Origin of the sequence: Streptomyces sp. NPDC085481 (assembly GCF_044541845.1) — a bacterium.
Lineage (GTDB): Bacteria > Actinomycetota > Actinomycetes > Streptomycetales > Streptomycetaceae > Streptomyces.
The window spans coordinates 178238-191849 of sequence record NZ_JBITTJ010000012.1 but is presented as its reverse complement, the minus strand read 5'-3'; the positions used below and the strand labels follow the sequence as shown (position 1 = coordinate 191849).

The 13612-nt window shown below is 69.9% G+C and carries 9 protein-coding genes; 2 read left to right on the top strand and 7 right to left on the bottom strand.

Translation table 11 applies throughout. The features are described from left to right. Window positions 1-6 precede the first annotated feature (6 nt). The 3 genes from ACIGEZ_RS24550 to ACIGEZ_RS24540 form a co-directional block, all read right to left on the bottom strand. Window positions 7-333: a hypothetical protein gene (locus ACIGEZ_RS24550; RefSeq protein ID WP_399834514.1), complete on the bottom strand. Its 327-nt coding sequence runs from the start codon at window positions 331-333 to the stop codon at window positions 7-9. Window positions 334-600: 267 nt separating this feature from the next. Beyond that, on the bottom strand, window positions 601-1899 hold the full coding sequence (gene nhaA / locus ACIGEZ_RS24545; protein WP_399834512.1) for a Na+/H+ antiporter NhaA: 1299 nt from the start codon (window positions 1897-1899) through the stop codon (window positions 601-603). 229 nt (window positions 1900-2128) lie between these two features. Further along, a complete protein-coding gene (locus ACIGEZ_RS24540; RefSeq protein WP_399834510.1) occupies window positions 2129-3664 on the bottom strand; it encodes an alanine/glycine:cation symporter family protein in 1536 nt (511 codons plus the stop codon). A gap of 436 nt (window positions 3665-4100) precedes the next feature. Here ACIGEZ_RS24540 and htpX point away from each other — a divergent pair, with 436 nt between their 5' ends. Next, window positions 4101-5015, top strand: coding sequence for a zinc metalloprotease HtpX (gene htpX, locus ACIGEZ_RS24535; protein ID WP_399834508.1), 915 nt, complete (start codon window positions 4101-4103; stop codon window positions 5013-5015). Window positions 5016-5034: 19 nt separating this feature from the next. Continuing rightward, window positions 5035-5634: a hypothetical protein gene (locus tag ACIGEZ_RS24530; RefSeq protein WP_399834506.1), complete on the top strand. Its 600-nt coding sequence runs from the start codon at window positions 5035-5037 to the stop codon at window positions 5632-5634. A gap of 34 nt (window positions 5635-5668) precedes the next feature. Here ACIGEZ_RS24530 and ACIGEZ_RS24525 read toward each other — a convergent pair whose 3' ends face one another. From ACIGEZ_RS24525 to ACIGEZ_RS24510, 4 genes are all read right to left on the bottom strand, one after another. Further along, a complete protein-coding gene (locus ACIGEZ_RS24525) occupies window positions 5669-5893 on the bottom strand; it encodes a hypothetical protein (RefSeq protein ID WP_399834504.1) in 225 nt (74 codons plus the stop codon). Window positions 5894-5906: 13 nt separating this feature from the next. After that, entirely contained in the window at window positions 5907-10745 is a 4839-nt protein-coding gene (locus ACIGEZ_RS24520) for a DNA repair ATPase (protein WP_399834502.1), read from the bottom strand. Window positions 10746-10845: 100 nt separating this feature from the next. Further along, window positions 10846-12873 carry a flotillin family protein gene (locus ACIGEZ_RS24515; RefSeq protein ID WP_399834500.1) on the bottom strand — a complete coding sequence of 676 codons (2028 nt, stop codon included), beginning with the start codon at window positions 12871-12873 and terminating at the stop codon, window positions 10846-10848. 99 nt (window positions 12874-12972) lie between these two features. Continuing rightward, on the bottom strand, window positions 12973-13446 hold the full coding sequence (locus ACIGEZ_RS24510; protein ID WP_399834498.1) for a hypothetical protein: 474 nt from the start codon (window positions 13444-13446) through the stop codon (window positions 12973-12975). Window positions 13447-13612 lie beyond the last annotated feature (166 nt).

The window sequence follows — 13612 nt, the reverse complement described above, 5'->3', positions numbered from 1 at the left end:
CCTTCGCTACCCGGGCGGTCGACGCGTTGTCTCCTCGTGGCGCCGCGGGCCGGCCAGGGAGGTCCAGACCACGATTCCGACGGCGACGAGCAGGAGCAGTGGCCCGGCCGTGATCCGCAGCAGGAGCAGTTCGTCAGCCGGCACTCTGGCCAGGCCGAGGAGTGCGGGCGTAAGGCTCGCGCCGTAGATCATGGAGGCCGCCAAGCCCCGGGCCTTCGCGACGCGTGTGCTCATGGCGGGTGCCCAGCGCGGCGTCCATCCCCTCAGCGAGGCCACTGCCAGGGGGACGAACACGAGCGTCGACATCACGATCCACAGGACCTGAAACGTCATGTCACCTTCCGTTACCGACGATTCGAGCTGCCAGGAGACCGGCGAGGACGGCCCACGGGGCGGCTGGCGGTCCGGAATGCGCCCAGCCGACGGTGCCGAGGACCAGGGTCGTCGCCAGACCGGTGGCCAGGACCCGCCGTTGCCGGAGGACGGACCACTCGCGTCGAGCGCTCCCCGGTTCCCGCATCTCGCGTACGGCGGTGCGAATGACCAGGACGGCGACCACGACAGCTGTGCCGAGGAGCGCGTGTCCCGCGTCCCCCAGTGTCACCTGCCGCTGCCCGCTGACTCCGCCTGGTAGATGTCGGGGATGCCGTCTGCGTCCTCGTCGCGTTCCTCCTCTTCCCACAGGCGCCGGTAGATGCGGTTGCGGCGGCGCAGCAGTACGGCGGCGAGTACGGCTGCGGTGAAGGAGCCGGTCAGGACGGCGGCCTTGACGTGTTCGGCCTCGGCGCCGTTCGGGAAGGCGAGTTCGCCGATCAGGAGGGCGACGGTGAAGCCGATGCCGGCCAGGGTGGCGAGGCCGAGGACGTCGGCCCAGGCGAGGTCGGGATTGAGCTGGGCTCGGGTGAAGCGGGCGGCGAGGTAGGTGCCGAGGAAGATGCCGAGGATCTTGCCCACGACGAGGCCGAGGAAGACGCCGAGCGGTTCGGGGTCGGTGAAGACGTGACCGAGGGCGCTGCCGGAGATGCCGACGCCTGCGGCGAACAGCGCGAAGAGGGGGACCGCGACGCCGGCGGAGAAGGGGTGCACGAGGTGTGAGACGCGGGCTGCCGGGGACTGCTCCTCGCCCTTGTCGCGGGTCGTGCGGAGGATGAGGCCCATGGCGACGCCGGCGACGGTGGCGTGGACCCCGGAGTTGTACATCAGTGCCCAGATGGTGATGCCGAGCGGCACGTACCACCACCAGCCGCGCACCCGGAAGCGCTGGAGGGCGTAGAAGAGGACGAGTCCGGCGAACGCACCGGCCAGGGCCCAGAAGTTGAGGTCCGCGGTGAAGAAGATCGCGATGATCAGGATGGCGCCGAGGTCGTCGACGACGGCCAGGGTGAGCAGGAACGCCCGCAGGGCGGCGGGCAGATGGGTGCTGATCACCGCGAGGACGGCGAGGGCGAAGGCGATGTCGGTGGCCATCGGGACGGCCCAGCCGTCCAGGCTTCCGCCGCCGGCCGTGGCGGTGAGTGCGTAGAGGGCGGCGGGTACCGCCATGCCGCACAGGGCCGCGACCACCGGCAGGGCCGCTGTGGCGGGTGTGCGTAGTTCGCCCACGACGAGTTCGCGCTTCAGCTCGATGCCCGCGACGAGGAAGAAGACCGCGAGGAGACCGTCGGCGGTCCAGTGAGCGACCGACAGGTCCAACCCCAGGGCGGGGAAGCCGAAGTGGAAGTCGCGGACGTCCGCGTATGCCTCGCTCCACGGGCTGTTGGCCCAGACGAGCGCGACGACGCCCGCCGCGAGGAGGACCAGGCCGCCGACCGTCTCCGTGCGCAGGGCTTCGCCGACGGCTTGGCGCTCGGGCCAGGGCAGCAGGCCGAAGATCACTTTGCGGGGACGTGACTGCGTCATGGGGCGAGCCTCCGGGGCATGTCGACAAACGGGCACACAGGCCCTCGGACGCCGACCAGACTTCCCGGCACACCAGCGTCATCCCTTGACGCGTTGTTTACACCCTATCGGGCGCGCGGGAGCCTCACCAGGCGTCTCTCACCTGCTGGAACAGGGTGAAGGGCCCTGTCCCCACCAAGGCGCGAGGTGAGGACAGGGCCCTTCAGGAGCCGGGCCGCCGGGGGGACGGTCAGACGGTGGTCTTCACCAGCTCCTGGTCGGTGTCCTCATCCGTGTCGAGGCCGGCGTCGCGCCTCTTCACGAAGGCAAGGAAGGAGTTCAGCTCCCGCTTGACGACCGGGGCGAGGAGGTAGAGACCGATGATGTTGATGACGGCGAGCATGAAGAGCACCGCGTCCGCCATGTCGATCAGGGTCTGCAGGGTCAGCAGCGAGCCGGCCACCGCGAACAGGGTGTAGAAGACCTTGAAGGTCACCTCACTGGCCTTGCTGCGGCCGAACAGGTGCGTCCACGCCTTCATGCAGTAGTAGCCCCAGGTCAGCACCGTGGACACGGCGAACAGCATGACCGCGATGGTCAGGATGTAGGGGAACCAGGGAAGGACGGTGGCGAACGCGTCGGAGGTGATCGTGACGCCGCCGATGGACTCGCCCGCGCGGGCCTCGGCCCAGCTGGCGGGGTTGGCGATGACGATGGTGAGCGCGGTCATGGTGCAGATGACGACCGTGTCGATGAACGGCTCGAGCAGGGCGACCAGGCCCTCGCTCGCGGGGTGCTTGGTCTTCACGGCCGAATGCGCGATCGGGGCGGAGCCGAGGCCGGCCTCGTTGGAGAACGCGGCCCGTTTGAAGCCGATGATCAGCGCGCCGAGGACACCGCCGGCGATGCCCTGCGGGTTGAACGCGCCCTCGATGATCGTGGAGATCGCGGACGGGACGGCATCGACGTTGACGGCGATCACGACGAGGCAGGCGGCGATGTAGATGCCGGCCATCGCGGGCACGAGCTTGCTGGTGACGGAGGCGATGGAGCGGATGCCGCCGAGGAGCACGATGCCGACGAGGGCGGCGATCAGGATGCCGAAGAAGAGCGCACCGGCCGAGGAGCCCATGAGGCCGTTCTCGCCGCCGGTGACGGAGACGAGCTGGGCGTAGGACTGGTTGACCTGGAAGAGGTTGCCGCCGAAGAGGCCGAAGAACAGCAGGAAGAACGAGGCGAGGACCGCGAGGACCTTGCCGAGGGACTTGCCGTTCTTGCCGAACCGCTCGGCCAGACCCTTCGGCAGGTAGTGCATCGGGCCGCCGGAGACAGAGCCGTCGGCGTGCACCTCGCGGTACTTCACACCGAGGGTGACCTCGACGAACTTCGTCGCCATGCCGAGCAGACCGCACAGGATCATCCAGAACGTGGCACCAGGGCCACCGATGGAGACCGCAACGGCCACACCGGCCATGTTGCCGAGGCCCACGGTGCCGGAGACGGCGGCGGTCAGCGCCTGGAAGTGGTTGACCTCACCGGCCGACCCCTTCTCGTCGTACTTGCCCCGCACCACGTTCACGGCGAGCCGGAACTTGCGCAGCTGCACGAAGCCGAACCATCCGGTGAAGACCAGACCCGCGACGACGAGCCAGGCCACGATCAACGGCAGCTGCGTACCCCCGACGGGGACGGAGTAGAAGACGATCTCGCCCAGCCAGGTGGCTATGGGCTCGAAGAAGCCGCTGACGGCGTCGTCCACGGACTGGGTGAGGGAATCGAGCGACACGGTGGGAAACCTCGATGGCGCAGGACCGGCGCGCGGGAGGCTGCGCCAGTGGATGTGCGGGCTTTGAGCGAACGCCGTTGTCCGATCGGCGATCCGAGGGGTCGACGTCCACGGACTCGGAACGTGATCACCTTGGTCGTGCTGCCGGTGCGTGCCGGCGCTGCGCAGGAGTGGCGAGGGGTGGTGCCACCTGCGGAGTTGCGCATTCCGGCCACGACACCAGCCCTGCGGCACGTGACGCACGTCACGTTACATACGGTGATCTTCGAAAGTCCCTGCAAGCGTGATGCGACCGTTATCCGGACAGAGGTGTCCGTTCGCAGGGCACTTATCTCCGCTGGTCAGGAGTGTACGGAGCTATGCGCGTGTCCTCTCGCCGAGGAGCACACTGGCAGAAAGGCACCCACAGCGGATTTCTGCCAGGAGGGTGGTTGTGATGCCCGGCGCCCGGTCGTCTTCGCGCTACGTCCCGGATCGGGGACTGACCACCCGCATGGTGACGACGATGTTCCTGATCGGGCTGCTCTACGTCGTCTTCGTCGGCGTCCTGCTGGTGCTCCTCCAGGGCTCGTGGCCGATCATCCTGCTGATCGCGGGCGGGCTGTTCATCGCGCAGTTCTGGTTCAGCGACCGGATCGCGGCCTTCAGCATGGGGGCCCGCGAGGTCACCCCCGAGCAGGCGCCCGAGCTGCACGGCGCCGTTGACCGTATCTGCGCGCTCGCCGACATGCCCAAGCCGCGGGTGGCGATCGCCGACAGTGACGTGCCGAACGCCTTCGCCACCGGCCGTAACGAGAAGTCCGCCCTGGTCTGCGCCACCACTGGCCTGCTGCGACGCCTGGAACCGGAGGAGCTGGAGGGCGTTCTCGCCCACGAGCTGTCCCATGTCGCCCATCGTGATGTCGCGGTGATGAGCATCGCGTCGTTTCTCGGGGTCCTCGCGGGAGTGATGGCCCGCGTCGCGCTCTATAGCGGCCTCGGCCGCAACAGCAGGGACCCGGCCATGGCCGTCGCGGTGATCGTCGTTCCGTTGGTGAGCGCTGTCGTCTACGTGATCAGTTTTCTGCTCACCCGGCTACTCACCCGCTATCGCGAGCTGTCCGCCGACCGGGCCGCCGCGCTGCTGACCGGCCGCCCCTCCGCGCTCGCCGCCGCGCTCACCAAGGTGACCGGCGACATGGCGAAGATCCCGACCAGGGACCTGCGGAAGGCCGAGCCGTTCAACGCGTTCTGGTTTGCGCCCGCGTTCTCCTCCAAGGAGAGCCTGAGCCGGCTGCTCTCCTCGCACCCGACGCTCGAACAGCGCCTTGACCAGCTGGGCCGGATCTCGGCGCAGCTCGGCCGTCCGTGACCAGGAACAGAGGTTGACGGTGGGACTCCTCGATAGCATCCTCGGCCGCAGCAAGCCGATCCGCCCCGACCTCGACCAGCTCTTCGGCCTGCCCTCAGCCGCCATCACCCTCCAGGCCGGGGCCGGCTTCCTCCCGACCGGCAGCGGCTCGGTGTGCTTCGCCGGAGTCGAGGGCGGCACCTTCGCTGCGCTCCGGGAGGAGGTGCGGGATCTACTCGACGCGGACACCCAGCGGGGCGGCGTCCCGGTCGAGTTCAGGCGGGACGCGTACGGCTACACCTGGCTCCTGGCCCGGCACCCCGCCGACGACACCGCCTCCCTGGTCAACGACCTGCACGCCGTCAACACCCTCCTCCAGGACGCCGGCTTCGGTCCTCAGCTTCTCTGCTCTCTGATCGGCTTCCGCGAGGCGGCGGGAGAGCGGATCCTGGCTCTGGTCTACCTCTACAAACGCGGCACGTTCTACCCCTTCGCGCCGTTGCCCGACGGCACCGAGAAGCGAGACAACGCGCTCGAACTCCAGATCAGGGCCTTGCTCACCGACGACCTGCGGATCGAGCCCGACCTGGCCCGCTGGTTCCCGGTCTGGGGCGCACCGGGCCTCGGCGGCGCGCAGTGAGGCGTCGAACCCGAATCTCCCTCTGGCCGACGAATTATTTCCGGATCCGGTAGAGCTGGAGGTCGCGGTTCACGAACAGGTGGACGTGTCCGCACGACCAACAGATCAGGCCGGTCGCGGACTCGTTGGCCCATGCCAGGTTGAAGAGCTCCATCCCGGTGCTGTTGAGCTTCACCTCCCGCTCGCGGAAGCTGTCGTTGTCGCACATGAGGCAACGGATCTCGACGCCCCCGATCGCTGCGTGCACGGGTTTGGCCATGGCAGGTCCCCTCCTACTCGGATTCTTCGGTCGTCCGTGCCGCGTGCCGTGCCGACGGGCGGGCGAGCAGGTGCCATGGATCCGCGGCTCGCGTGATCGCCGTCTCGACGGCCGTGATGCGGTCGGCGAGCAGTCCGAGGGCGGCGACCGCCCGGGTTAGGGGGGCGTCCCCGGAGCCGCCGATGGCCTGGGTGCGCACGTACGCGGCGGTCACCTCGGCCCAGCGGGCGGCCTGCGCCGCCGTGAGGGTGCCGCGCAGCGCGGCGAGCTTGAGGAGGTTGGCCTCCGCTTCGGTGGTGAGGGTCTGGGCCTCGGCGGTGTAGTGGTCGTCGATGACGGTGGCGAGCTCGGCGTCGTTCATGGCGGGGGAGATGCGGGCGGCGATCTTGTTCATGTTGCGGTAGGAGCCCTGGAGCCGGAAGGGGGGTTCGGTTCGGGCGTCGTCGGACTGGGCGGCGGAGGCGATGTAGGCGGCGTTGACCGCGAGGACGGTGTCGCGGGCGGTCAGCAGGTGGCGCAGGACGGCGAGGATCCGGTCGAGTTCGGCGGGGGCGTATGGGTGGGCGAGCCGGTCGCGTCGTGCGGTCGGATCGTCCGTCGCCAGCCGGGTCAGCAGCTCCAGGTCCGTGCGGTTGCGGCCGGAGAGCGGGGCGAGGGCCGGGTGGGAGGTGAGGGCGTTCTCGACGAAGCTCAGCGCGAAGGCGTCCTCCTTGCCGGTCAGCACGTCGCCGAGGTTCCACACGTCGGCCCGGTTGGCGAGCATGTCCGGCACGCGGAAGCGCTGCCCCGACTCGGTGTACGGGTTGCCGGCCATGCAGACCGCGAATCGCTTCCCGCGCAGGTCGTGGCCGTTCAGGGTGCGGGTGGCGTCGCAGAGCGGGATGAACTTCTGCAGGAACTCCGGTGAGGTGTGCTGGATGTCGTCGACATACAGCAGGACGTTGTTGCCCGCGATCAGGGCGAAGGCGATCTTCTCCAGTTCCCGGCGGGCGGCGGCGTCGGGCGCTTCAGCGGGGTCGAGCGAGGTCGTGTCCTGGCCGAGGGCGGGACCGTCGACCTTGACCAGGAGCAGGCCGAGGCGGTCGGCGACGTACTCGATCAGCGTGGTCTTGCCATATCCGGGGGGCGAGAGAAGCAGCAGCAGGCCGTGGGAGTCGGTCCGCTTGGCGTCTCCTGCCGCGCCAAGTTGTTTTGCGAGGTTGTCGCCGATCAGGGGGAGGTAGACCTCGTCGACGAGGCGGTTGCGGACGAAGGACGACATGACCTGGGGCCGGTACTCGTCGATCCGCAGCCATGCGCGCTCGGCGGCGACGAGATCCGCCCGGTGCTGCTGGTAGGCGCGGAAGGCGGGCACGTCCAGGTCGGCGAACGTCCCGGTCCTCGCCAGGAACTCGTCCAGGCGCAGCTCCAGCGCGCGTCCCTCCACACGGGGATGGCTGCCGAGGAGTCCGGTGACCGTCGCCGTGGTCGGGGCGCTCACCTCGTAGCGGTCGAGACCGGGGCTGAGCTCGACGGCGACGGCCTCGGCCAGAACGCCTTCGTCGAGCTGCTCTCCGGAGGCCGAGGCGTACGAGGTGAGCCATGCCTCGACGAGTTGCCGGCGCGCGCCCGGCTCGGTGACGGCGGCGAGAGCGTCGTCGTACGCGGAAGTGCCGACGGTGCGGCGGAACTTGTCCAGCAGGGTGCGCGCCGCGTCCGAGACGGCGAAGCCCGGCGGACCGGACGCGAGCTCGTCGACGAGGTACGCGGCGGCCGTAGCGTCGCCGATCGCGTCCGCCAGCTCCCAGCGCAGTCCGTCGACGGCCGTTGCGGAGCCGAAGAGGTCACGGGCCTGGGCCAGTGCGACGGCGCGGTGGGTCCACTGGTCGCGGGCCTCGGCGGTGGTGGAATGGGCCCAGAAGGTCTGGGCGGCCGCGCGCGCCGCCCCTGGGTACCTCAGCAGTCCGGCATCTTCGCTCAGCGCCAGTACCGCTTCCAGGATCAGCGCCGCGTCATGGTCGTGGACCCCGCGCTCGTACCCCTCGTCGTAGGCGGCCTCGGCCGCGCGCCGTGCGAGTTCGGCGAGGTCCGCGCCCGTCAGGCCGTCCGCGCCGTGCTCGGCGAGGAGGCGTGCGGCCAGGTGCTCGGAGCGGTAGACCTCAGCCGATTCGGAGGGCAGCGTCCGGTCCCAGTACGGCCGGGTCGCGGCGAATTCGGGGTCGGTGACGGGGGAGCGGTAGTCGGTTCCGCTCAGCGCGAAGGCGAGGGTGTCCTCGTACGGGACGAGCGTGAGCTCGGGGGCCTGCTGGTTGACGGCGAAGTGGTGCCGGCCGAGGCGGATCGTGTCGCCGCCGTCGGAGAAGAGGTCGGTGCGGTCCCGCAGCGCGCGGCCGGCCTCCTGGCGGGCGGACGCGAGCCGGCCGTCGAGCTCCTCGGCCCGCACCTGGTCGCCGAGTACCCGCAGCTCCGCCACGGTGCGCCGGACCTTGGCGACCATGGGGTCGGAGGCGAAGTACGTGTGCACCTCGTCGAGGTCGCTGAGGGTCGCGGTGCGCCGGGCGATCGCCTCAAGCACCCGGCCCGCCGAGTCGGCGAGCCGATCCGCGCGGCGGGCGCGGGCGTCCTGGAGGGACTGTTTGCGGGCGGTGAAGGCGTCGTAGATCTCGGTGCGCTTCTCGCCGATGGCGGCCAGGAAGCTGTCGTGCTCGGCGAAGCGGGACTCCAGGTTCTCCAACTGGAGCAGCAGGCGGCCGAGCTGGTCGTCGCAGTGCTCAGGGGTGTCCGAAGCCGCCAGAGCGCCGGTGACGGCCTGGCCCAGCAGGGCGATCTCGGCGGCGAACTCGGCCCGGCCCTCCTGGTCGAGGAGTTCGGCACGGCGGGAGCTGAGGACGGCCCGGGCGCGGTTGAGCGAGCCGAGGACGTCGGCGATCCGCTCCAGGATAGAAGTGCGTACGGTCGCGTCGCCGATGTCGAGGCCGGCGATGATCTCGCTGAGGGTGCGCAGGCCGAGCGTGTGAGCGTCGATCGCCTCGCCGACCGAGGCTGCCTCCGCCACGGTGGTGAGCGCCCCGGCCTCGGCGGCGAGCCGCTCGGCCTCCGTGTGATGACCGGTGAAGGCGTCCTCGCGCTGGAGGAAGGCGACGGCCCGCTGCGCGGCCGAGGCGATGTCGGCCTCGACGTCCCCGGCGAGGGTGTCGATGCGGTCCGTGTCGGCGTAGCGCGTCTCCTTCAGGGTCACCAAGTGACCCTGGGCCTGGCGGAGTTCGGTGATCCGGGCGACCCACTCCTCCGCCGTGGCTGGAGCTTCGCCGCGGATGCGCCGGACCAGCCGGGTGATCTGCTGGGCGGACTCCGCCAGTGCCTCGGCGGCCTGCCGGGTGAGTGTCGTCACGGTCTCGAACTCGTCGAGCACCTGCGCGGCGGTGCCCCGCAGCTCGGCAAGCGGACCGTGCAGGTCTCCCGTCTCCGGGTCGCCCAGCCAGTGGTGGACGTCGGCCGCGCGGACGCAGGCGGCGACCAGCGCCTCGTACACCGCGCCCGCGGGCGTCAGCTCGGTGGCCCGGCGGGCGATCGACAGGCAGTCGGAGATGCCGCGGACGAGGTCCGCGTTGCCGATGCGAGCCAGCGGCCCCTCGCCCTGGGGAGCCGCGTGGGTGTCGGCGACGTACGCCGTCCGCCAGATCTGCACCGGGTGCACCCGACCGGGTTCCCCGTCGTCCGCACGCAGGACGACCATCGTGCCGTCGTCGAGGAGCGCGAATCCGCGGCAGGGGACGGGGGTGGCGATCTCCTTGCGGATGAGGTTGTACGGGAGGAGAAGGCTGCGGCGCGCCTCCTGGGCGTGGAAGACGAAGAGGATGTCCTCGCCGTTGGGCGACCGGACCGCCCGCTCGAACGCCATCTCGGCCGCATCCGTGTCGAAGGTCTTCACCGTGCCGGAGGCGAGGCAGTACCCGCCGGGAAACACGATGCCCTCATCGTCGGGCAGCCGCAGGCATGCCTGCCCGATGCCGTCGAGCCTGACCACGGTCCCCGTCAGGGTGTTGAACACGAGGTACCGCCGGCTCTCCTCCTTGTACGGGCGGACCCGCACGAGGAGCAGGGCGCCCACGCTCGCGTACGCGACCTCGGCGTCGGCCAGGGACTGCAGGGGCTCGTCGACCGGCTCGGCGTAGACGCCCTCCGCCTTCTCGGTGTCGTTCTCCGTCTTCACCGTCAACGCCCCGCCGACCGTGGAGACGAAGAGGCGGCCGTCGAGTGAGACGTGCGGGTGCCGGCCCAGCACGTGATCGTCGCGCGTCGTCTCCACCCAGGCGACGTCGTGCGAGGGAGGGAAGACGTGGTCGCGCTCGCCCTGGGCGTCGAGGAACGTCGTCTCGCCGGACGGTCCGACCGACCAGCGTAGGACGCGCAGGTCGTCGGCCTGCTCCCCGGTCCGGAAGACCGCGAGCAGTCGGCCCTCCACCCGGCGCAGCCGCAGCAGGCGGGTGCCCCGGAAGTAGCGGTGCAGGGCGGTGAACTCCCGTACGAAGTCCGGGTCGTTGAGGAGGCCGGGCACCGCGCCCTCGGGCACCGGGTTCAGGCCGCGGTCGTACAGCGTGAAGACGTCAGGGACCGAGGTCTCGGCCTGCCCCGCGGAGGTCGTGTGGCGGCCGAGGAGCAGGATGTCGTCACCGACGGCGACGATGTCCCGGGGCAGGCCGTTGCGCTCGGTGCGGATGCGGTCCGTGCCCGTGAGGGTCAGCTCGCCCGAACCGAACTCAGCGATCCGGGCCTTGTTGAGGGTCTCGGTGCGCCGGGCCAGCTCGCCGGCCTGCGCGGTGAGTCGGTCGCGCAGCACCGCGTAGGTGTCCTGGTCGATTCCGACGCTCATCCCGTTCCGCTCCTTGTACCGTATCGTTGTTTGGGTCCGGTGCCGGTAACTCCCCCGTTTGCCGGCACCGGACCCCTTTTGACCGCTCCCCCGTGGGCGGTCAGTCCTTGGCGACGCCGTTCAGCACGCCGGTCTCTCCCGGAGTCGGGGCCGCGTCCGTACCCTGTGTTCCCGCGTCGAGTACGCCGGACTTCATGACCTTCGCCAGCAGCGCGGACACGCTGAGGTTCTGAACGTCGGCGGTGGACAGGGAGCCGAGCACCTTGGTCAGGTCCTCGGTGAAGGAACCCGAGCCGTTCAGCCACGGGCCGGCCAGCGTCTGCGCGGTCTGCGAGTGCTCCATGAAGCCGTCGACGGACTTGCCGAGCGCGATCGACTGCACCAGACGGTCGAGGAAGACGGACTCGCCGCCGACGATGTTGATGTCGGCATGCTCCAGACCAGTCGCGAGGACCGTGGCCTGCGCCTCGGCCACCTGACGCTGCACTTCGAGCCCGGCGAGCCGGATGTCCTTCTCGGCCTCCAGACGCAGCCGGTACTCCTCGTGCGTACGGGACGCCTCGTCGAGGGCTGCCATGGCGGCCGCCTTCTCGGTCAGACCGGCCGCCTCCGCCTTCAGCTTCTCGCCGATCGCGGTCGCCTCGGCCAGTGCCTGCTCTCGGGTACCGAGGGCTTCGGCGCGCAGGCGGGCCTCGGTGGCCTCCGCCTCGGCGCGGCCGGTCTTCTCGATCGCGTCGGCCTCCTTCTCGCGCACCTGCACGGCCGCGAGTCCTTCGGCGGCGGCTTCGGCCTGGATGCCTTCGGCGAGGCGGATCTTGGCGCGGGCGTCCATGTCGGCGGCCTTGTTGCGGGCCTCTGCCAGGGTGAGTTCCTCGGCGGCGCGGTGTACGGCGGCCTGCTCGGCGGCCTCGGCGGCCTTGATGTCCTTGACCAGCCGCTCCTGGGCCTCGGCCTCGGCCGCGATGACGACGGCCTGGCGCGTGCGCTCGGCCTCCTCGACCGTACGCAGCCGCTTGATGGACTCCTCCTGCTCTGCGACCGTGCGATCCACCGCGATCCGCTCGCGGATCACCTCGGCGATGTCCCGGCGCTCGGCCTCGACCTCCTTCTCGGCTGAGATGCGGGTCAGTTGGGTCTCCCGGTCCCGGGCGATGACCTCCAGGAGGCGGTCCTTCTCGATCCGCTCGTTCTCGACGGCGATGACGCGCTCGCGGTTCTTCTGCGCGACCGCGACCTCGCGGGCCTGGTTCTCCCGCTGAATGCCGAGCTGCTCCTCCGTCTTGAGGAAGGCGCTCTGGGCGCGCAGCCGCTCCTCCTCCACCACCCGCGCCGTCTCGGCCTCTTCCCGGGCCCGTACGGTGTCGATCTCGCGCTTCTGCTTGATCTCGGCGTCCGCCTCGCGCCGTTCCAGCTCCAGGATGGCCTCGCGGGCGTCGACGTTCTGCCGGGTGATCTCCTTCTGCTCGTGCTGACGGAACTCGTTCGTGCGGACGTTCTCCACGGCGGTCAGCTCGGTGATCTTGCGGATGCCCTGGGCGTCGAGGATGTTGCCGGGGTCGAGCTGGGAGAGCGGGGTCTGCTCCAGGTAGTCGATGGCCGCGTCCTCCAGGCTGTAGCCGTTGAGGTCGATGCCGATGATCTCGATGATCCGGAACCGCAGCTCCTCACGCTTGGTGTACAGGTCGGTGAAGTCGAGCTGCTTGCCCACGGTCTTGAGTGCCTCGGAGAACTTGGCGTTGAACAGCTTCTGCAGCGTCTCCTTGTCGCTGGCCCGCTGGGTACCGATGGCCTGGGCGACCTTGATGACGTCCTCGACCGTCTTGTTCACCCGCACGAAGAACGAGATCCGGATGTCGGCGCGGATGTTGTCCCGGCAGATCAGCCCGTCCCGGCCGGTCCGGGAGATCTCGATCGTCTTCACCGAGATGTCCATGACCTCGGCCTTGTGCAGCACGGGCAGGACGACCTGCCCGGTGAAGGTGACGTCGACCTTCCGCATCTTGGAGACGATCAGCGCCTTGCCCTGCTCCACCTTGCGGAACAGCCGGCTGACCACGAACAGCAGCGTGACGGTGACGAGCAGGACAACGGCGACGAGCACGCCGATGCCCACGGTGATGGCATCCATGAGAAACCCCGTGTCGATGGAAGAAGAAGGGGGAGCCGCAGGCTCAGGCGGCGGTGTTACAAGGGTCGAGCGCCACACCGGTGGCGCGACCCGGACGCGCTACCGGCGTCGTCGTAGGCGCACGGTGGCGCGATGCTGCCCCAGGACGGCGGATCGGTGCCGTTCGAGAGGGCCCGGCAGGCCAGCGAAGTCCTGTCGGGACGGCCCGGGTTCGTCGGGGAAGAGCTTCGTCAGCGGCGGGACGAGGCGCCGGGTCACCGACCAGGAGGCGACGGCGGCGAGCGCCAGGACGCCGAGCGAGAGCAGGGAGGACAAGGGACGGGCCGGATCGGCATGGTCCACGAGTACGGATCCGGTGAGGCTCAGAAGCCAGCCGGCCACGGTGAACACGGTGGCTGCCACCGAGACGGGCACGGGGCCGAGGCGCAGCGCCTGGGTGTCCACGTCGGAGTCGAAACTGCGGGGGTCAGCGGTACCGCACAGCACGAGGAGCCAGAACACCGCTACGACGACCAGGGCCACGCTGAACAGCAGCGTGGGGAAGGTGCCGACGGTGTCCAGGAACTCCCGCATGGCTCTCCCCTCTGACCACTCGCAGTTTCCGTCTCCCGGCATCGGGTCCCGCCCACGCCCTGCCGCTGAACCATCCTGAAGCAGAAGTACACCCCTTGGCATTGCCGTAACCAGGCAGTCTTTGACGGCCTCTTGATGCCGGTCGCAAACGCCCGTGACCGGCGTG

What these genes read in the sequence shown, in the direction of transcription:
- ACIGEZ_RS24550 (WP_399834514.1), bottom strand. Translation starts at nt 333, where the DNA reads ATGACGTTTCAGGTCCTGTGGATCGTGATGTCGACGCTCGTGTTCGTC.
- nhaA (WP_399834512.1), bottom strand. Translation starts at nt 1,899, where the DNA reads ATGACGCAGTCACGTCCCCGCAAAGTGATCTTCGGCCTGCTGCCCTGG.
- htpX (WP_399834508.1), top strand. Translation starts at nt 4,101, where the DNA reads ATGCCCGGCGCCCGGTCGTCTTCGCGCTACGTCCCGGATCGGGGACTG.
- ACIGEZ_RS24525 (WP_399834504.1), bottom strand. Translation starts at nt 5,893, where the DNA reads ATGGCCAAACCCGTGCACGCAGCGATCGGGGGCGTCGAGATCCGTTGC.
- ACIGEZ_RS24520 (WP_399834502.1), bottom strand. Translation starts at nt 10,745, where the DNA reads ATGAGCGTCGGAATCGACCAGGACACCTACGCGGTGCTGCGCGACCGA.
- ACIGEZ_RS24515 (WP_399834500.1), bottom strand. Translation starts at nt 12,873, where the DNA reads ATGGATGCCATCACCGTGGGCATCGGCGTGCTCGTCGCCGTTGTCCTG.
- ACIGEZ_RS24510 (WP_399834498.1), bottom strand. Translation starts at nt 13,446, where the DNA reads ATGCGGGAGTTCCTGGACACCGTCGGCACCTTCCCCACGCTGCTGTTC.